This window comes from Chromobacterium piscinae (assembly GCF_021129175.1).
GTDB lineage: Bacteria > Pseudomonadota > Gammaproteobacteria > Burkholderiales > Chromobacteriaceae > Chromobacterium > Chromobacterium piscinae.
This window is the reverse complement of sequence record NZ_JAJOHV010000071.1, coordinates 1-17,993: the sequence shown is the minus strand read 5'-3', so window position 1 is coordinate 17,993 and position 17,993 is coordinate 1. Positions and strand designations below refer to the sequence as shown.

Below are 17,993 nucleotides of genomic sequence, written 5' to 3'. Positions count from 1 at the left end.
GGCGGCGACGCGCGCCGGCACCGAACGCCTGCTGCGGCGCGCCTGAGCCTACTCCTGCGTCGCCGGGCTCAGCGCCTGGCGCACGCTCTGTTCGTTCAGCGCCGGCGCGCACAGCTCGATGAAGCGGTAGGCGTAGCTGCGCAGGTAGTGGCCGCGGCGGATGGCGATGCGGCTGGTCTGCTGGCCGAACAGCGGCGGCCCGTCCACCACCTTGACGCCGGCGTCGCGGCGCGGGTCCACCGCCATCGAGGCGACGATGCCGACGCCCAGCTCCAGCTCGACGTAGGTCTTGATCACGTCGGCGTCCAGCGCCGCCATCACGATGTCGGGCGCCAGGCCGGCCTCTGCGAAGGTGTTGTCTATCTTGGCCCGGCCGGTGAAGCCGTGGTGGTAGGTGACGATGGGGTGCTCGGCCAGCGCGTCCAGCGTCAGCGGCTCGCGGTGCAGCGGATGCTCGGGCGGGGCGATCACGCAGTGGTGCCAGCTGTAGTAGGGGAAGGACACCAGTTCCGGCACTTCGGTCACCGCCTCGGTGGCGATGCCGATGTCGGCGTCGCCGGCCAGCAGCAGCCGCACCAGCTCTTCCGGGCTGGCCTGGTGCAGCACCAGGTGCACGCGGGGGAAGGCGCGCTTGAACTCGGTCACCACCTGCGGCAGCGCGTAGCGCGCCTGGGTGTGGGTGGTGGCGATGGTCAGCTGGCCCTCGTCGCGCAGGCTGAACTGCTGCGCCAGCCGCTTGATGTTGCCAGCGTCCAGCAGCATGCGCTCGACGATGGTCAGCAGCTCCTTGCCGGGGTCGGTCAGGCCGAGGAAGCGCTTGCCTTTGCGGATGAACAGCTCCACGCCCAGTTCGTCTTCCAGGTCCTTGATGTGCTTGCTGACGCCGGACTGCGAGGTGAACAGTGCGTTGGCCACCTCGGTCAGGTTGAAACCCTGGCGCACGGTTTCGCGGATGATGCGCAGTTGCTGGAAGTTCATGCTTCGCCTCCTTGCGGATCGGTGGCGAACACGCGCGCGGCGCGCGCCTGCAGCCGCACCGCCTGCCCGACGGCGAGCTCGGCCAGCAGCGGCGCGTCGGCCGGCAGTTCGGCGTCGAAGGATTGGCCGACCAGTTCGTCGCGGCCCTCCAGTTCGATGCGGGACAGGCCGCCCAGGGTCAGCACCCGCTGCACCCGCGCCGGCAGGCCCGCGCCGTGTTCCGGCAGAATGGCCAGCTCGTGCGGGCGGATGAAGGCCTCCACCGGCTGGCCGTGCGGCAACTGGTGGTCGGCGTTCAATGTCTGTCTGCCGACGGCCACGGCGCCGGCGGCGCTGACGCCGCGGACGCGGTTGGCGCTGCCGAGGAAACCGTAGACGAAGGCGCTGGCCGGCTGGCTGTACACCTCGGCCGGCGAGCCGATCTGCTCCACCTTGCCGTGATTCATCAGCACCACTCGGTCCGCCACTTCCAGCGCCTCTTCTTGGTCGTGGGTGACGAAGATCGAGGTGATGTGCAGCTCGTCGTGCAATTTGCGCAGCCAGCGGCGCAGCTCCTTGCGCACCTTGGCGTCCAGCGCGCCGAACGGCTCGTCCAGCAGCAGCACGCGCGGCTCCACCGCCAGCGCGCGGGCCAGGGCGATGCGCTGGCGCTGGCCGCCGGACAGCTGGGCCGGCAGGCGGTCGGCCAGCCAGTCCAGCTGCACCAGGTCGAGCAGCGCGTGCACCTTGCGCGCGATCTCGGCCTCGGACGGGCGCTCGCGGCGCGGCTTCATCCTGAGGCCGAAGGCAACATTGTCGAACACCGTCATGTGGCGGAACAGCGCGTAGTGCTGGAACACGAAACCCACCTGGCGCTCGCGCACATGGGTGGCGGAGGCGTCCTGGCCATCCAGCAGCACGCGGCCGGCATCGGCCTGCTCCAGGCCGGCGATGATGCGCAGCAGCGTGGTTTTGCCGCAGCCGGACGGGCCCAGCAGCGCCACCAGCTCGCCGCCGGGGAAGTTGAGGCTGACGTCGTCCAGCGCGGCGAAGTCGCCGAAGGCCTTGCGGATGTTTTCTACTTGTATGCTCATCTCAGTTTTCCTTGACGCTGCGCCATTCCACCCAGCTCTTCAGCGCCAGCGTGACCAGGGCCAGCAAGGCCAGCAGGGACGCCACGGCGAAGGCCGCGGCGAAATTGTACTCGTTGTAGAGGATTTCCACGTGCAAAGGCAGGGTATTGGTCTCGCCGCGGATGTGGCCGGACACCACTGACACCGCGCCGAACTCGCCCATCGCCCGCGCGTTGCTGAGGATCACGCCGTACAGCAGCGCCCAGCGCACATTGGGCAGTGTCACGTGCCACAGCACCTGCCAGCCGCGCGCGCCCAGCACCACCGCGGCTTCCTCCTCCTCGCGGCCCTGGGCCTCCATCAGCGGGATCAGTTCGCGGGCGACGAAGGGCACGGTGATGAACAAGGTGGCCAGCACGATGCCGGGCACCGAGAAAATGATCTTGATGCCGTACTCAGCCAGCCGCGGCCCCAGCCAGCCTTGCTGGCCGAACACCAGCACGAAGATCAGGCCGGCGACGACCGGCGACACCGAGAACGGCAGGTCGATCAGCGTGATCAGCAGCTGCTTGCCGCGGAAGTCGAAACGGGTGACCGCCCAGGCGGCGGCGATGCCGAAGGCCAGGTTCAGCGGCACCGACACCGCCGCCGCCAGCAGCGTCAGCCTCGCCGCGGCCAGCGCGTCGGGCTCGGCCAGCGCGGTCAGATAGGTGCTCCAGCCCTTGGCCAGCGCCTCGGCGAATACGACGAACAGCGGCAGCAGCAGGAACACGGCGAAAAAGCCCAGCGACAGCGCCAGGATGGTCCACTTGACGGCGCGCGACTCGCGGGTGGCGGCGCGGGATTCCAGTTGCGCGGCCTTGTCAGCCGCCGGGCGCGGATGGGTGAGGGCGGCGCTCATCGGGCGCCTCCCGCGCGACCGTGGCGGCGCGCGCTCCAGAACTGCAGGCCGTTGATCGCCAGCAACAGCAGGAAGGACGCGGCCAGCATCACGCTGGCGATGGCGGCCGCGCCGGCGTAGTCGAACTGCTCCAGCTTGCTGATTATCATCAGCGGGGTGATCTCCGACACCATGGGCACATTGCCGGCGATGAAGATCACCGAGCCGTACTCGCCGACCGCGCGGGCGAAGGCCAGCGCGAAACCGGTCAGCAGCGCCGGCTGCAGCGTGGGCAGGATCACATGGCGGAAAATCTGCCAGCGGCGCGCGCCCAGGCAGGCGGCGGCTTCCTCCAGCTCCGATTCCAGGTCTTCCAGCACCGGCTGCACCGTGCGCACCACGAAAGGCAGGCCGATGAAGATCAGCGCCACCAGCACGCCCAGCGGGCCGAAGGCCACCTTGACGCCCAGCGGCTCCAGGTATCGGCCCAGCCAGCCATTGCCGGCGTACAGCGCGGTCAGCGCGATGCCGGCCACCGCCGTCGGCAGCGCGAACGGCAAATCCACCAGCGCGTCCACCAGCCGCTTGCCGGGAAAGCGGTAGCGCGTCAGCGACCAGGCCAGCAGCAGGCCGAACACGCTGTTGATGGCGGCGGCGGCCAGCGCCATGCCGAAGCTGAGCCGGTAGGACGCCAGCACGCGCGGCGAAGCGGCGGCCTGCCAGAAGCTTTCCAGCGGCTGGCCGGCGGCGCGCAGGGCCACCGCGGCCAGCGGAATCAGCACCAGCAGCGACAGATAGCTGACGGTGAAACCCAGCGACAGGCTGAAGCCGGGCAGGACGCGGGGTGGGCGGGGTGGCGGAGCGAGTGTCGCGGACATCTTGGATTCCAATTCATATAACCGAATAAACGATATCTGTGAGGCCTTTATTCTGAAAATAAGTATTTCTTCAATGCTTATTCGATATTATGCAAAACGGGCGATGGTCGAAATAAAACCGCCCGGCGGAGGGGGCGGGCGGTTGGAGAGTGTTGTACGTCCAGATGTTTGTTCACGATCTGGCTGGTTTTGAATCCGCTACGCGGATGATGATTTTGATTGCCGGGGCTGCCCGGCGGGCAGGGAGGGGATATTTGCTTGGCCAAATATCCCCTCCACCCCTAAAGGCCACCCTGCAAGCCTGGCCTTCGGCTCCCCGTCGGGTCCCGCCAGGCCCGAGGCGCGGCTGAACTCGCCCCGCGCTAACGTCGCGGAGCTCAAACATGCAGCCGCTTAAGACCTCGGGCCTGCCACCCGTCGGCAGGCTAGAAGGGCCTTGGGCGCATCGAATGCGTGGCTGCTTATCGCAAGCACAGAAGTTACCGTCATATCTCAGCGCGCCACAATCTGATCGAACACCCCGCCGTCGGCGAAGTGGGTCTTTTGCGCCTTCTGCCAGCCGCCGAAGGTCTGATCGATGGTGAACAGCTTCACCTTGCTGAACTGGCCGGCGTACTTGGCCGCCACTTGCGGATCGCGCGGGCGGTAGTAGTGCTTGGCCGCCAGGGCCTGGCCTTCCGGGCTGTACAGGTATTTCAGATAGGCCTCGGCCACCTTGCGGGTGCCGCGCTTGTCCGCCACCTTGTCCACCACGCTGACCGGCGGCTCGGCCAGGATGGAGACGGACGGCGTGACGATGTCGAACTTGTCGGGCCCCAGCTCCTTGGTGGCGAGGAAGGCTTCGTTCTCCCACGACAGCAGCACGTCGCCAATGCCGCGCTGGGTAAAGGTGATCAGCGAGCCGCGCGCGCCGGAGTCCAGCACTTTGACGTTGCCGTACAGCTTCTTGACGAAGTCCTTGGCCTTGGCGTCGTTGCCGCCGGGCTGCTTCAGCGCGTAGCCCCAGGCCGCCAGGTAGTTCCAGCGCGCGCCGCCGCCGGTCTTCGGGTTCGGCGTCACCACTTCCACGCCGGACTTGACCAGATCGTTCCAGTCCTTGATGTGCTTGGGATTGCCCTTGCGCACCAGGAACACGATGGTGGACGAGTACGGCGACGCGTTGTTGGGCAGCCGTTGCTGCCAATTGGGCGCGATGGTCTTGGCCTGGCTGGAGATCTCGTCGATGTCGTAGGCCAGAGCCAGCGTCACCACGTCGGCGTCCAGACCGTCTATCACCGAGCGCGCCTGCTTGCCGGAGCCGCCGTGCGATTGCTTGATGTTGACGGTCTCGCCGGTCTTGGCCTTCCAGTATTTGGCGAAGGCGGCGTTGTAGTCCTGGTAAAGCTCGCGCGTCGGGTCGTAGGAGACGTTGAGCAGGGTCACGTCGGCGAAGGCGGAAGCGCTGCCGGCGAGCAGCAGGGCGATGGCTAGGCGGTGCAGGGGGCGCATGGTTTTGTTCCCGTGATGATGAATGTTCTGATGGGGAGCACTGTAGGCAGGCGCGGACACCGGCGGGAAACAAGAAAATCTGCAATCGATATCGAAAATACGGCAAAAGCCGGCATTACGGAAAAACAGATAGGCTTATCGGCAAATCGTATATGACCTTGTCACATCCGGGGCTATAGTTGCGCCAATTCCACCACCCGGGGTCCGGTCATGAAACGATTCAAGCCCGCCAAAGCCCTGCCGGCCGGCTTCACGCCCGCGATGCTGGCCGCCTGCCAGCAATTGCTGCAGCAAGAAGGCGTGCAGGTGAAGTTGCAGTGGAACGAGCAGGAAATCTTCGCCAGTTTCGACGGCTGGTGGCTGTGCAGCAGCTTCATCCCGCAGGCCAAGGTCAGGGACGGCCGTTGCCAACTGCAGCAATACGCGGCGAGGCTGCGCATCTTCGGCCAGTTCGGCCAGGCGCTGCCGGCCAATTGGCTGTTCGCGATGAATTACGGCGAGACCAAGGCGGTGGCGCTGCTCAAGCTGATCCGCGTGCTGCACGTGCTCAACCATCTGGGGCGCAATGGCCGCCACCTGCCGCTGCGGATAGACGTCGACCCGCGCATCTGCCACGCCTACAGCGACCGCATCGTAGACTTCACTGCCCGTCTGCTGGAAACGCTGGAATTCCCGGCGAATCTGTCGCAGATGCTGCTGTTCCTGGACGAACGCACCGGCGAGCTGGGATTGTCGCTGCTGCGGCGCTACCGCCAGCATGGCCACCGGCTGGCCTTGGGCGACTTCGGCGCCGGCGGGCAGGATTTGCTGCGGCTGTGGCGGCTGGAGCCGGACGGATTGGCGCTGGCCCCGCGTTTCATGAGCCGGGCAGTGATGTATCCCCGCGTGCGCGACCAGTTGCTGCAGCTGGCCCCGCAACTGGTGGAGCAGGGCTTCGCGCTGGCGGTGGAGGACATCGTTTGCCAGAACATGCTGGGCCTGGCGCAGCGGATGGGCGCGGAGCACTGTTCGGGCCCGCTGTTGTCGGAGCGGCTGAAGCGGCAGCGCGCGGCGCGCGAAGTGGCTTTGTCTGGCATCGCCTGTTAGGATATTTGCATTTTTGACTGTCCGGTAAATTGCATGATTCGATATCCGAGCAGAGGCGAAATGAAACAACTGGCAATGGCGATGATGTGCGCGTGGGGCTTGTCCGCCTGCGTGATCGGCAATACCGACGGCTACCGCGACGCGGCCCAGCTGCAGCGTATGACGGACCAGGCGCTGAAGACCTGCGGCCAAGGCAAGGTCAAATCGGTCAGTTACGGCAGCTTCACCTGCGCGGCCGGCGACGCGACGGCGGCGAAGTAGCATGGCGGTTACCGATGCGAACGGCGGCCTGTCGATCCGCCTGTTGTGCGCCGCCGACGCCGACGCTTACCAGGCGATCCGCGTCGCGGCCGCCACCCACGATCCGGCATCCATTCACGCCGACGCCGCCGAAATCATCGCGCTGGGCCGGGACGCCATCCAGAGGCAGATCGAGCCCGGCGACGCGCAGCGGGTGGTGGGCGCTTTCATCGACGGCGAACTGGTCGGCGTCGCCGCGCTGCGGCGCGATACCAGGGCCAAAATCCGCCACCGCGCGACGGTGCAAGGGGTGTTCACCCGGCCGGAGTGCCGCAGCAGGGGCGTGGCGCGTAGCCTGATGCAGGCGGTGTTGGACGAGGCCGCCAAGCTGCCCGGACTGTTGTCGCTGGAACTGGCGGTGCACGCGGAAAACGGGCCGGCCAAGGCTTTGTACCAGGCTTTCGGCTTCCGCCGCGTCGGCCTGATTCCCGGCGCGGTGATGCTGGACGGCCGCTGTCTGGACGAGGTGCTGATGCAGCGTCCGCTTGCCTTTTCGTCTCCCGCCGCCGTTCCCGGACCCATTCCAAACTGCGATGGTTACGCCTTGATCGAGGCTGCGCCGGATGTTGACACCTACCGCCGTCTGCGGGCCGAATCCGGCCTCAGTCCCAAAACCGAGGAAGCCGCCCGCCGCGGGCTGGCCGGCACGCTGTTCTCGGTGCTGCTGCGCCACGGCGGCGAAACCGTCGGCATGGGTCGGCTGATAGGCGACGGCGGCGGCTTCTACCAGGTGGTGGACATCGCCGTGCTGCCGGCGCACCAGGGGCGCGGGCTGGGCAAGCGCATCATGGCGGCGATCCGCGGCCACATCGACCGCGAATTGCCGGTCAGCGCCTACGTCAGCCTGATCGCAGACGGCGACGCCAGGCATCTGTACGCCCAGTTCGGCTTCGAGCCCACCGCGCCGCGCTCGGAAGGCATGGCGCTGTTCAAGCGTTAATCAGAAATCTGCCGTCTTGCCGCATCGCCTGTACCGGATCATCTTGACGCCGGCGCGGGAATTTCTCAGTCGTCGCGGGGGCGGTGTCGTTCTGGTGCATCTGGCGATAGACGACTGGATGGGCCAGCTGTTCTGCCCCGACCTGCCGCAGCCGCTGGACTTCGGCTGGGTGATGGAACGGGCGGCGCGCTGCGAGCGGCGCATCTGGCTGATGGCGCTGGCCATCGTCCGCGGCGGCGGCCGCGCGGTGCTGGACCTCGGCTTCATGAAGGCCGCCGGCCGCAGCCGTTTTCTGGCGTTGGCGGATGAGCATGGCTTGAGCGCCAAGCTGCACTACGTGACGGCGGAGCGGGATGTGCGCTGCCAGCGCGTATCGCAGCGCAATGCTGCGCGCGGCGATACTTTTTCCTTCGAAGTGACGCCGGCTATGTTCGATGCGATGGAGGCTCTGTTCGAGCCGGCCACGGATGAGGAACTGGCCTTGGCCGCGGTGGTCGCCACCGGCTAGCCTGCCGGCCGCATCCCCTCGTAGCACAGCCGCACCGCTGCCCGCATGCGGGCGCGCAGGGCCGCGTCGACGCCGGGAGCGGCCAGGCCGAGGGCCATTTGCCGCAGCGGTTCGGCGATGGCGATCGCCAGCAGCAGTTCGGCGCAGGTCGCCGGGTCGTCCATTTTCAGCAGGCCGCGGCGTTGGCGTTCGGCCAGCCAGTCCGCCAGCAGCGACGCGCTGTGGCGGATGCCGTGCCCGGTATACGTCGCCAGCGCCTGCTCGCGGCCGGGAAAATCGTTTATCAGCAGCTTGAACATGCCAACAGCCTCCGCCGACAGCACCCGCTCGGCGATGGACAGCAGCAGCGCTTCCAGCGCCTGCGGCAAATCCTTCCCTTCGTCCATAGGCGTTTCGACGGCGCAGACCAGTCCGGTGGTCCAGTCGTCGACGATGGCCGCCAGCAGCTGTTCCCGATTGTCGGCGAAACGGTACACCGTCTTCTTGGCCACTCCGGCGCGTTTGGCCACTGCCTCTATGCTCAATGCCCGATAGCCGTCGTCCAGCAGCAGCGCGGTCGCGGCTTGCAATACCTGGTGGCGCAGCGTCTCTTCGGACAAGGCGGGCCGGCCGCGGGGACGAGCGGGCGTGGGCGTGGAGGAATCAAGCGGGCTTGACATGGCTTCTCGTGTTGTTTGAATATGGAAACGTTAACCGTTTCTTAATTGATCGCGCATCCGCGCGGCCTGAACGGTCAAACAGCGAGGAGTGTACTGTGAATGCTCAGAATCGGATATCCAGCCATGACGAACTGCTGTCGCCTAGCCCGCTGCCGCTGGAGACCGGCATCCGCCGCCTGGACGACGGCCGGCTGCTGGTTGCGGTGAGAACCGAGCTGCCGGGGTGCGCCGGCAGGATGCTGGAGTGGTGGTTCAAGTTCTTCGAGACTACCCAGCATATCCGCTGGTGGCATCCGCACGACCATCACCGGATGCACGGCTGGGATAAGCAATGGCGGCGCGGCGAGAGCTATGTCGGCGCCTGCGTCCGCGCCGAGGAGTCGCTGGGCGATTTCCCGCCGGTGACGGCGGCGCTGAAGTTTCACGAACCGGCAGACTTTTTCTCGCCCGACGCGCTGGCGCTGGCCAGGCACCAGCAGGCGGTGTCCGGGCTGGTGTGCGCCCGCATCGCTTTCGGCGACGAGCCGCGCTTGGCGGCCGACGGCGATCCGCAGGACGGAGAGATGATCCACCTGGCTCGCGATAAGCCGCATGGCGCGGTATTGCGCAGCCGCTTCGTGCTGGGCGGCGAGTCGCCGGTGCCGAACGAGCTGGGCCTGGGGCTGATGCAGCACTGCTACAACGAGTTCAGCAGCCTGGCGCGTTTCCTGCCGTCGCTGTATTACGGCGAGCACGCCAACGGCGAGAAGGGGCCGCTGGCGTGGTGACGGATTAACGCTGGCTGCCCAGGTGCGCCGCCATCAGCGGCCACACCCAATCGGCCGCGCCCAGGCTCCAGCCGCCGTCCTTGGCCGCCTCGTCCAGCCTCCTCAGCGCCAGGATGTCGGCCAGGTCCGGCAGGCGCGAGAAGGCGTCGGCCTCGTCGGCGCGCATCGGCCCGCCCTGATACTCCAGCGTGGCGGCGCTGGCCGGCGACAGCGCCGCCAGATACGTCGGGTCGACCGCGCACAGATAGCGCTTGGCCTCGACGTGCATGCCCACCAGCAGGGCGAGCCGGGGAGAAAAGCCCAGCTGCAGCAGGTAGTCGCGCGCCAGCTTGTCGTGGGACATCACGCCGTAGTCGCCCATCGTCTCCGCGCCGTCGTGCTCCAGCAGATGGCCGACATCGTGCAGGAAGGCGGCCAGCGTCAGTTCGTCGTCGCAGCCGGCGTCGCGCGCCAGCGTGGCGGCCTGGATCGCGTGGTCGAACTGGCTGATGGCCTCGCCGTAGTGGCGCGCGCCGTGTTCGCGGTACAGCTGCCGCAGCGCGGCGATGGCGTCGAACATCAGAATACCCTCCCGCCCAGCTTCCAGACGCTCCGCACCAACGGCACATCGCCGCGCGCCGTCATCGCCACCAGGTCGGCGCGCTGGCCGACGGCGATGTCGCCGCGGTCGGCCAGGCCTACCGCGCGCGCCGGATTCAGGCTGACGGCGGCGACGGCGCGCGGCAGGCTCCAGCCCGCCTGCGCGTGCAGCAGCCAGGCGCCGTGCAGCAGGCTGGCCGGCACGTAGTCGGACGACAGGATGTCCAGCAAGCCATGGCGAGCCAGCTCCAGCGCCGCCACATTGCCGGAGTGGGAGCCGCCGCGCACCACATTGGGCGCGCCCATCACGGTGGCGAGGCCATGCCGCTTTGCCGCCGCAGCCGCTTCCCGCGTGGTGGGGAATTCCGATATCGCCACGCCGTCGCGCAGCGCTTCCGCGATGTGCGCCTCGTCGGTGTCGTCGTGGCTGGCCAGCGCGATGCCGCGGGCTCGGGCCATTTCCACCACCGCCTGCTTGTGGCGGCCGGCGAACTCGGCCTGCTTGGCCTTGCGCTCTTCCACGGCGGCGAGGAAAGTGTCTTGGTTCCAGCCCACCTTCTTCTTGCCGTAGTACTTCTTGTATTGCTCCAGGTCGCGGTACTGGCGCTGGCCCGGGGTGTGGTCCATCACCGACACCAGCTTCACCGCCGGATGGGCGATCAGCGGCAGCAGCTCGTCCATCAGCTTGGGGTAGGCCAGCTCGCAGCGCAGGTGGAACAGGTGGTCGGCGCGCAGCGCGTCTTCGCGCATGCCCTGGTCTATCGCCTGGAAGGAGCTGTGCAGCGTGTCCAGCCGCACGCTTTCGCCTTCCAGATCGCCCACCGCCAGCGCGTCCAGCACCGTGGTGATGCCGGCGGCCACGCATTGGGCGTCGTGGGTGATCACTGCCGGCAGAATCGGCCATAGCACGCCGTTGCGCGGCATCAGGTGTTTTTCCAGATTGTCGGTGTGGATTTCCACCAGGCCTGGCAGCAGCAGCGCGCCGGCCAGGTTTTCGCCAGCAGGCTGCGGCTGTTCGTGGATGGCGGCGATCAGCCCGTTCTCGATCTCCAGCGCGCCGTTGTCGATCACGCGGTCGGCCAGCACGATGCGGGCGTGGTTCAGAATCTGTTTCATGCTGCGATTTCCGTTTGTCGCGCCAGGGGGACCTGGAAGACGCGGGTGGCGATGGCGTCGCGTGTGGGCGCGTCGTGGAAGATGCCGATCAGCGCCGCGCCGCGCGCCAGCGCTTCGCGCATCAGTTGCACCACCACTTCGCGGTTGGCGGCGTCGAGGGATGCAGTCGGCTCGTCCAGCAGCAGGATGGGCCGCGGCGCGATCATGCCGCGCGCGATGTTGACGCGCTGCTGCTCGCCGCCGGAGAAGGTGGCTGGCGGCAGGCTCCACAGCCGCTCGGCGATGTTCAGCCGCGCCAGCCATTCGCCGGCGGCCAGCCGTGCTTCGGCGTCGGCGGCGCCCCATTCGCGCAGCGGCTCGGCGACGATGTCCAGCGCCGACACCCGCGGGATCACCCGTAAAAACTGGCTGACATAGCCCAGCGTGTGGCGGCGCACGGCGGCGATCTCATGCGGCAGCGCGCGGGCCATGTCCAGCCACGCGCCCTGGTGAAGGACGCCGATGCGGCCGCCGTCGACCAGGTAGTTGGCGTACAGCGTCTTCAACAGCGTGCTCTTGCCGGCGCCGGACGGGCCGGCCAGCGCCACGCATTCGCCGGCGGCCGCCTGCAGCGAGACCTCGGTCAGCACCGGCAGCCGCAGTCCGCCCTGTTGGTGCAGGATGAAGGTCTTGCTTAGTTTTTGCGCGTCTATCAATAGATTCATGATTTCAGGCCTGCAGGATGGAAGACACCAGAAGCTGGCTGTACGGATGTTGCGGATCGTCGAGAATCTGGTCGGTGAGGCCAGCCTCCACCACGCGGCCTTTCTGCATCACCAGCGTGCGCTGCGCCAACAGCCGCGCCACGCCCAGATCGTGCGTCACCATGATGACGGCGATGCCGGCGTCGCGCACCAGGCGGCGGGTCAGGTCCAGGAAGCGCGCCTGCACCGACACGTCCAGGCCGCCGGTGGGTTCGTCCATGAACACCAGCCGCGGCTGCGTCACCAGATTGCGGGCGATCTGCAGCCGCTGCTGCATGCCGCCGGAGAAGGCAGACGGCTTGTCGTCTAGCCGCTCGCGGTCTATTTCCACTTTTTCCAGCCAGTCGCCGGCGGTCTGCCGCAGCTGGCCGTAGTGGCGCTGGCCCAGCGCCATCAGCCGCTCGCTGACGTTGGCTCCGGCGGAGACGCCCATGCGCAGGCCGTCGCGGGCGTGCTGGGTGACGAAGCCCCATTCGCTGCGGGCTAGGCGGCGCCGCTCGGCCTCGGGCAGGCAGATTAGTTCGTGTTGGGCGCCGTCGCGGTCGGTGAAGCGGACGCTGCCGGTGTCGGCGGCCAGGCGGCCGGCCAGGGTGGACAGCAGCGTCGATTTGCCGGAGCCGGATTCGCCGACGATGCACAGCACTTCGCCCGGATACAGCTCGAAATGGACGTCGAAGCAGCCCTGGCCGTTGCCGTAGTCCTTGCAAAGCCCGTTCACTGTGAGGATGGGCGCCATCATGCTTGTCTCTCCCGCTGGCAGTAGTCGGTGTCCGAGCAGACGAACATCCGGCTGCCGGCGTCGTCGGTGACGATTTCGTCCAGGTAGCTGTCGCGCGAACCGCAAATCTCGCAGCCTTGCTCCCAAGTCTGGGCCTCGAACGGGTGGTCGTCGAAGGCCAGGCTTTCCACCTTGGTGTAGGGCGGTATCGCGTACAGCCGCTTTTCGCGGCCGGCGCCGAACAGCAGCAGCGCCGGACTCATGTGGAGCTTGGGATTGTCGAACTTCGGAATCGGCGACGGCGAGGCCAGATACCGGTCGTTCACCATCACCGGGTAGTCGTAGCTGGTGGCGATATGGCCGAAGCGGGCGATGTCCTCGTACAGCTTGACGTGCGTCAGGCCGTATTCCTGGTGCGCGTGCAGCTTGCGCGTTTCCATCTCGCTGGCTTCCAGCGTGCGCAGCGGCTCCGGTTCCGGTACCTGGAAGACCAGGATCTGGCCGGGCTTCAGCGGCGTTTCCGGAATGCGGTGGCGGGTCTGGATCAGAGTCGCCTTACTGGTGGCCGTGGTGGTGGCGACTCCGGCCACGCGGCCGAAGAAGCGGCGGATGTTGACGGCGTTGGTGGTGTCGTCGGCGCCCTGGTCTATCACTTTCAGCACGTCGTCGCGGCCGATCACGCTGGCGGTCAGCTGGATGCCGCCGGTGCCCCAGCCGTAGGGCAGCGGCATTTCGCGGCTGCCGAACGGCACTTGGTAGCCGGGGATCGCTACGGCTTTCAAGAGGCCGCGGCGCAGCATGCGCTTGGTGTTCTCGTCGAGGAAGCCGAAGTTGTAGCGGTCGTCGCGGGCCTTAGTCATCGGTCTTCTCCTGGTCGGCGGCGGCGGCGCGCAGCTGGCGGATCAGCGCCAGCTCGGCCTGGAAGTCCACGTAATGCGGCAGTTTCAGGTGTTGAACGAAGCCGGAGGCCTCGACATTGTCGCTGTGGCATAGCGCGAACTCGGCTTGCTGCGCCGGCGCGTGGGCGGTTTCGCCCAGCTCTTCGGCGCGCAGGCTGCGGTCCACTAGCGCCATCGCCATCGCCTTGCGCTCCGCCTCGCCGAAGCTCAGGCCGTAACCGCGGGTGAATTGCGGCGGCGCGGTCTTGCTGCCGGCGAACTGGTTGATCATCTGGCATTCGGTCAGCGTGATCTCGCCGATGTCGATCTCGAAGCCCAGCTCTTCCGGGCAAATCATCACGCTGACTTCGCCCATGCGGATCTCGCCGGCGAAAGGGTGGCTTTCGGCGTAACCGCGCTGGGTGGAGTAGGCGAGGCCCAATAGCCAGCCTTCGTCGCCGCGGGCCAGGTTTTGCAGCCGCGCCGGCCGGCTGGCCGGGAACATCAGCGGCTCGCGGGTCAGGTCCACCGGCTCCGGGTCGCTCTCGGGCGGCAGGTCGGCCTCGATCAAGCCCTCGCGGTCCAGCAGCTGCAGCACGCCGGGCAGCGTGTCCGGCAGCGGTGCTTCGGCCTGTTTCAATTCGTTTTTTTTTGCGGCTGCCATCAGCCCGAAGTCCAGCAGGCGTTGGGTGTAATCGGCGGTGGGGCCGAGAATCTGGCCGCCCGGCACGTCCTTGAAGGTGCCGGACACGCGGCGGCGTACCCGCATCGCGGCGGTGTTGAGCGGTAGGCTCTGGCCGAAGCGCGGCAAGGTGGTGCGGAAGGCGCGCAGCAGGAATACGGCCTCCATAATGTCGCCGCTGGCCTGTTTCAGCGCCAACGCGGCCAGCTCCTCGTCGTACAGCGAGCCTTCCTGCATCACGCGGGCCACGGCCAGGCGCATTTGTTGGCGGATTTGGGCGATGCTCAGCTCCGGCACGTCTTCGTCGCCGCGGCGCGCGGCAGCCAACAAATCCCAGGAGCGGGCGATGGCGGTTTCCCCGCCTTTTACGGCTACGTACATTCAACCCTCCCGGATGCGGACGCCGCGCGGCAGGCCGGCGACGTGGGTGTCGGTAATCAGCACGGCGTCCACGCCCAGCGGGAAGCGGGCATGGTTGCGCTGCCATTCGCGCCAGAAGTCTTTGGGCAGGCCGGCGGCGCCGAAGCGGCGCGGCGCGGCGAAGCCGGGGCCGCTGCCTTCCACCTGGTCCGTGCCGAAACCATCCACTTCGATCAACAGCGTGGCCGAGCGGTCCGGGTATTCGGCGCTGCCGGCTTTCAGGCTCATCAGATCCGGCAGCGGCATGCGGGCGGCGATCACGATGAAGTCGGCTGCTTCTGGTAGATCGGCTACGCGCATGCCGGTGTGGAAGCGCAGGCTGGAAACGGTCTCGTCCGGCAGCGCCGGCAGCCAGACGCTCACGTCCTGGTCTGCCAGCGCATAGAGCAGGGCGGCGGTGGCGGCCTTGAGTCCCGGCAAGGCCGGCGGCAGCACCGGCAGCGCGCGCGGCAGCAGCGGCTCGGCCATCGAGCCGAGCACGGCGCGGAAAGTTTGCTGGGCGTCGTCCACCGGCTGGGCAAAAGCGGTCAGCATTTTCATTCCCCCCGCACCATGGTGAAAAACTCGACCTTGCTGGCGGCCCCTTCGCGCGAACGGGCGGCGCGGCGTTCGGCCAACTCGGCTTCCAGCGGCGCAATCCACGCCAGCATCAGCTCGCCGTGGCGGGCAGAGTCTTGCAGCAACGCGTCGGCCTGGGCGATCAGCTCGGCGTGGCGGCCATCGCCGCCGCGGACCCAGCCGTGGCCGACATGGCCGTTTATCTCGCAGGTGGCGCGGCTGACGCTGACTTCGCCCAGGTTGAAACGGGCGCCGGCGCCGCCGCTGCGGCCTTGCAGCATCATCAGGCCGGTTTCGGTGCGGCGCAGCCAGCGCGGGGCGGCGGACAGGGCCGGCGGCAGCAGGGCCTGCAACCGTTCGACCGGGCTGTTGGCCAGCGCGCGCAGCCAGCGCTGTCGGGTGGAGGTGTCCATTGTGTGCCTCATGGTTCAAGAAAGATTCATATAAACGTATAGACGTATGCATGATAATGGCGGGCATCGAAGGACAAACAGCACGCGGCGATGAAGTTTTTGTGACGTTTTCAAGGCGGGCATGGATCTTTGGACTGTTTAGTGCGGGACGCTGTTGAAGGACTGTTAGGACTTCGGGGGCGGGTCATTCACCACGGTTCCGACGCGGCCAAGTCCCTTCAAGCCTGCCGTAGGGTGGCAGGCCCGAGGTTTTAAGCGGCTGTCTGTTTGAGTCCCGCGACGGTAGCGCGGGACGAGTTCAGCCGCGCCTCGGGCCTGACGGGCCCCAGCGGGGAGCCGCAGGCCAGGCTTGCAGGGTGGCTTTTAGGGGTGGAGGGGATATTTGGCCAAGCAAATATCCCCTCCCTGCACGCCGGGCAGCCCCGGCAATGAAAATCATCATCCGCGTAGCGGATTCAAAGCCATCAAGGCCGCGAACATGATCAAAGACAGGGAGGTAGCGTGATAGAGAGAGGCTCCGGCGTCGCCGTGTGGCGGCAGATAGAAGAAACGCTGGCGGCGGACATCGCCGGCGGCGCCCTGCAGGCGGGACAGCAACTGCCCACCGAGCTGCAACTGGCAGACCGCTTCGGCGTCAACCGCCACACCATACGCCGCGCGGTGGCCACGTTGGTGGAGCGCGGCCTGCTGCGGGTGGAGCAGGGACGCGGCACTTTCGTGCAGGACAATGCGATCGACTACGCCATCAGCAAGCGCACGCGCTTCTCGCAGAATATGGCCAAGCAGAACCTCAGCTCCGACGTGGATATTCTGAACAGCGACACGGTGCCGGCCAACGCCGAGCTGGCCGAGCTGCTGCAAGTCGCCGTCGGCGACGCCTTGTATCGCATCAAGACGCTGAGCCGCGTGGAAAACCGGGTGGTCGATTACGCGACGCTGTTTTTCCCGGCCGCGCGTTTCCCAGGCTTGCCGGAAGCCTATCTGCGGCATCGCTCGGTGACGCGCGCGCTGGCCGAGTGCGGCGTGGCGGACTACACCCGCCGCTTCACCCGCGTCACCGCGCGGCTGCCGGATATCGAAACCGTGGACTATCTGGGCATTCCCAAGAACCGTCCGGTGCTGCATGTGAAGTCGCTGAACGTCGACGCGGCTGGCGCGCCGGTGCAGTACGGCGTCACCTGCTTCAACGGCGATCTGGTGCAATTGGTGATGGAGCAGGAATGACGCGCTACGCCGTTTATTATGCCCCCCGGCTGGACAGCGAATTATGGCGCGCCGGCTGTGAATGGCTGGGCGCGGACGCCTTGAGTGGCGCGGGCCTGCCGCAGCCGGAGGTGGAGGGCATCGAGGCTGGCGAGTTTGCCGGGCTCACCCGCGAAGCGGCCCGCTATGGCTGGCACGCCACGCTGAAAGCGCCGTTCGCTTTGAGCGCCGATGTCGATGAGGCGGCTTTGATTCGCCGGGCGGCGGAGCTGGCCAAAACATTCCAGCCCTTCGCCTTGCGGCTGCAAGTGGACTGGTTGGGTGATTTCCTGGCCTTGCGGCCGTCAAAAACGCCGCCGGAGCTGGATGAGCTGGCCGCCGCCTGGGTGGCGGTGCTGGCGCCGTTGGCGGACCGATCCGTGCCCTTAAAGGCCAGGGCCGGCTTGAATGACAGGCAGCAAGCTTTGTATCGGCGCTGGGGCTACCCCTATGTGTTCGAGCAGTTTCGTTTCCACCTGACGCTTTCCGACAATCTGGACCGCGAATCCGAGATTGCGGCCGCGCTGGAGCGGGGGGCGCGCCGCCATTTCGCCGGTCTGCTGGACGCGGTGGAAGTTGCCGGCATCGCGCTGTTTGTTGAGCGCGGGCAGGGCGAACCGTTCCGCTATCTGGCCTACTGCGGTTTTGACGGCGAGGTGCGACGCTATGGCGGATAAGCCCGGCACGCTGTGGTATGTGATAGGCCCGTCCGGCGCGGGCAAGGACAGCCTGCTGGCCTACGCGCGCGACAGGCTGCCGGCGGGCGCTGGGGTCATGTTCTCCCATCGATACATCACGCGGCCGGCCGGAGCGGGCGGCGAGAACCATGTGGCGCTGAGCGCGGAGGAGTTTTCCGCGCGCGAGGCGAACGGCTGTTTCGCCTTGTGCTGGCGGCGGCACGGCCTGGCTTACGGCCTAGGCGTGGAGCTGGACTTGTGGCTGGGGCAGGGGCTGGACGTGGTGGTCAATGGCTCGCGCTCCAGCCTGGCGCTGGCGGCGGCGCATTTCCCCACGCTGCGTCCGCTATGGATCACCGCCAGCCGGGAGACGCTGGCGGCGCGGCTGGCCGGGCGCGGCCGCGAGAGCGCGGACGATATCGGCCGCCGCC

At 67.3% G+C, this 17,993-nt stretch carries 22 protein-coding genes; 8 read left to right on the top strand and 14 right to left on the bottom strand.

Annotated features, from left to right (window positions below; translation table 11 throughout):
* Positions 1-48: 48 nt before the first annotated feature.
* From LQR33_RS18100 to LQR33_RS18080, 5 genes are all read right to left on the bottom strand, one after another.
* Positions 49-978 carry a CysB family HTH-type transcriptional regulator gene (locus LQR33_RS18100; protein ID WP_115618320.1) on the bottom strand — a complete coding sequence of 310 codons (930 nt, stop codon included), beginning with the start codon at positions 976-978 and terminating at the stop codon, positions 49-51.
* Complete coding sequence (locus tag LQR33_RS18095; protein WP_221665195.1) at positions 975-2,051, bottom strand: sulfate/molybdate ABC transporter ATP-binding protein; 1,077 nt, start codon at positions 2,049-2,051, stop codon at positions 975-977. Before LQR33_RS18095 ends, LQR33_RS18100 begins: the two co-directional genes overlap by 4 nt.
* Position 2,052: 1 nt before the next feature.
* Positions 2,053-2,931: a sulfate ABC transporter permease subunit CysW gene (gene cysW, locus LQR33_RS18090; protein ID WP_231470012.1), complete on the bottom strand. Its 879-nt coding sequence runs from the start codon at positions 2,929-2,931 to the stop codon at positions 2,053-2,055.
* Positions 2,928-3,788, bottom strand: a complete 861-nt coding sequence (cysT, locus tag LQR33_RS18085; protein WP_043595901.1) for a sulfate ABC transporter permease subunit CysT — start codon at positions 3,786-3,788, stop codon at positions 2,928-2,930. The genes cysW and cysT overlap by 4 nt, the downstream gene beginning before the upstream one ends.
* 492 nt (positions 3,789-4,280) lie before the next feature.
* Complete coding sequence (locus LQR33_RS18080; protein ID WP_166441411.1) at positions 4,281-5,276, bottom strand: sulfate ABC transporter substrate-binding protein; 996 nt, start codon at positions 5,274-5,276, stop codon at positions 4,281-4,283.
* A 210-nt stretch (positions 5,277-5,486) separates the two neighbouring features.
* Between LQR33_RS18080 and LQR33_RS18075 the strand changes: the two genes are divergently transcribed.
* Genes LQR33_RS18075 through LQR33_RS18060 form a run of 4 tightly spaced genes read left to right on the top strand, consistent with a single transcriptional unit; the run spans position 5,487 to position 8,110 of the window.
* Positions 5,487-6,362 carry an EAL domain-containing protein gene (locus LQR33_RS18075; protein WP_221665193.1) on the top strand — a complete coding sequence of 292 codons (876 nt, stop codon included), beginning with the start codon at positions 5,487-5,489 and terminating at the stop codon, positions 6,360-6,362.
* A gap of 60 nt (positions 6,363-6,422) precedes the next feature.
* Positions 6,423-6,623, top strand: coding sequence for a hypothetical protein (locus LQR33_RS18070; RefSeq protein ID WP_145929374.1), 201 nt, complete (start codon positions 6,423-6,425; stop codon positions 6,621-6,623).
* 1 nt (position 6,624) lies between these two features.
* A complete protein-coding gene (locus LQR33_RS18065; RefSeq protein WP_231470010.1) occupies positions 6,625-7,602 on the top strand; it encodes a GNAT family N-acetyltransferase in 978 nt (325 codons plus the stop codon).
* A gap of 16 nt (positions 7,603-7,618) precedes the next feature.
* On the top strand, positions 7,619-8,110 hold the full coding sequence (locus tag LQR33_RS18060) for a P-loop nucleotide/nucleoside kinase family protein (RefSeq protein WP_166441414.1): 492 nt from the start codon (positions 7,619-7,621) through the stop codon (positions 8,108-8,110).
* On the opposite strand, the gene LQR33_RS18055 is transcribed toward LQR33_RS18060, so the two are convergent.
* Complete coding sequence (locus tag LQR33_RS18055) at positions 8,107-8,769, bottom strand: TetR/AcrR family transcriptional regulator (protein WP_166441415.1); 663 nt, start codon at positions 8,767-8,769, stop codon at positions 8,107-8,109. The two genes, LQR33_RS18060 and LQR33_RS18055, sit on opposite strands and share 4 nt — an antisense overlap.
* Before the next feature lie 95 nt (positions 8,770-8,864).
* Here LQR33_RS18055 and LQR33_RS18050 point away from each other — a divergent pair, with 95 nt between their 5' ends.
* Positions 8,865-9,536 carry a DAPG hydrolase family protein gene (locus tag LQR33_RS18050; RefSeq protein ID WP_231470008.1) on the top strand — a complete coding sequence of 224 codons (672 nt, stop codon included), beginning with the start codon at positions 8,865-8,867 and terminating at the stop codon, positions 9,534-9,536.
* A 4-nt stretch (positions 9,537-9,540) separates the two neighbouring features.
* Here LQR33_RS18050 and LQR33_RS18045 read toward each other — a convergent pair whose 3' ends face one another.
* The 8 genes from LQR33_RS18045 to phnG are packed head-to-tail and all read right to left on the bottom strand — an operon-like array spanning position 9,541 to position 15,643.
* Complete coding sequence (locus LQR33_RS18045; protein ID WP_231470007.1) at positions 9,541-10,095, bottom strand: phosphonate degradation HD-domain oxygenase; 555 nt, start codon at positions 10,093-10,095, stop codon at positions 9,541-9,543.
* Positions 10,095-11,231: an alpha-D-ribose 1-methylphosphonate 5-triphosphate diphosphatase gene (locus tag LQR33_RS18040; RefSeq protein ID WP_231470006.1), complete on the bottom strand. Its 1,137-nt coding sequence runs from the start codon at positions 11,229-11,231 to the stop codon at positions 10,095-10,097. The genes LQR33_RS18045 and LQR33_RS18040 overlap by 1 nt, the downstream gene beginning before the upstream one ends.
* Positions 11,228-11,935 carry a phosphonate C-P lyase system protein PhnL gene (gene phnL / locus LQR33_RS18035; RefSeq protein ID WP_231470005.1) on the bottom strand — a complete coding sequence of 236 codons (708 nt, stop codon included), beginning with the start codon at positions 11,933-11,935 and terminating at the stop codon, positions 11,228-11,230. The genes LQR33_RS18040 and phnL overlap by 4 nt, the downstream gene beginning before the upstream one ends.
* Before the next feature lie 4 nt (positions 11,936-11,939).
* Entirely contained in the window at positions 11,940-12,713 is a 774-nt protein-coding gene (gene phnK, locus LQR33_RS18030; protein ID WP_231470004.1) for a phosphonate C-P lyase system protein PhnK, read from the bottom strand.
* A complete protein-coding gene (locus LQR33_RS18025) occupies positions 12,710-13,552 on the bottom strand; it encodes an alpha-D-ribose 1-methylphosphonate 5-phosphate C-P-lyase PhnJ (protein ID WP_231470003.1) in 843 nt (280 codons plus the stop codon). Before LQR33_RS18025 ends, phnK begins: the two co-directional genes overlap by 4 nt.
* Positions 13,545-14,633, bottom strand: a complete 1,089-nt coding sequence (locus LQR33_RS18020) for a carbon-phosphorus lyase complex subunit (RefSeq protein ID WP_231470002.1) — start codon at positions 14,631-14,633, stop codon at positions 13,545-13,547. The genes LQR33_RS18025 and LQR33_RS18020 overlap by 8 nt, the downstream gene beginning before the upstream one ends.
* Positions 14,634-15,206, bottom strand: a complete 573-nt coding sequence (phnH, locus tag LQR33_RS18015; protein WP_221665183.1) for a phosphonate C-P lyase system protein PhnH — start codon at positions 15,204-15,206, stop codon at positions 14,634-14,636. It abuts the gene before it with no gap.
* A gap of 2 nt (positions 15,207-15,208) precedes the next feature.
* On the bottom strand, positions 15,209-15,643 hold the full coding sequence (gene phnG, locus LQR33_RS18010; protein WP_166441424.1) for a phosphonate C-P lyase system protein PhnG: 435 nt from the start codon (positions 15,641-15,643) through the stop codon (positions 15,209-15,211).
* A gap of 501 nt (positions 15,644-16,144) precedes the next feature.
* On the opposite strand from phnG, the gene phnF reads away from it, so the two are divergent.
* The 3 genes from phnF to phnN form a co-directional block, all read left to right on the top strand.
* On the top strand, positions 16,145-16,867 hold the full coding sequence (phnF, locus tag LQR33_RS18005) for a phosphonate metabolism transcriptional regulator PhnF (protein ID WP_231470001.1): 723 nt from the start codon (positions 16,145-16,147) through the stop codon (positions 16,865-16,867).
* Complete coding sequence (locus tag LQR33_RS18000; protein WP_221665180.1) at positions 16,864-17,562, top strand: DUF1045 domain-containing protein; 699 nt, start codon at positions 16,864-16,866, stop codon at positions 17,560-17,562. The genes phnF and LQR33_RS18000 overlap by 4 nt, the downstream gene beginning before the upstream one ends.
* Positions 17,552-17,993, top strand: a 442-nt coding sequence (gene phnN, locus LQR33_RS17995) for a phosphonate metabolism protein/1,5-bisphosphokinase (PRPP-forming) PhnN (RefSeq protein WP_231469998.1), incomplete at its 3' end; no start/stop codon positions are given. The genes LQR33_RS18000 and phnN, both read left to right, overlap by 11 nt.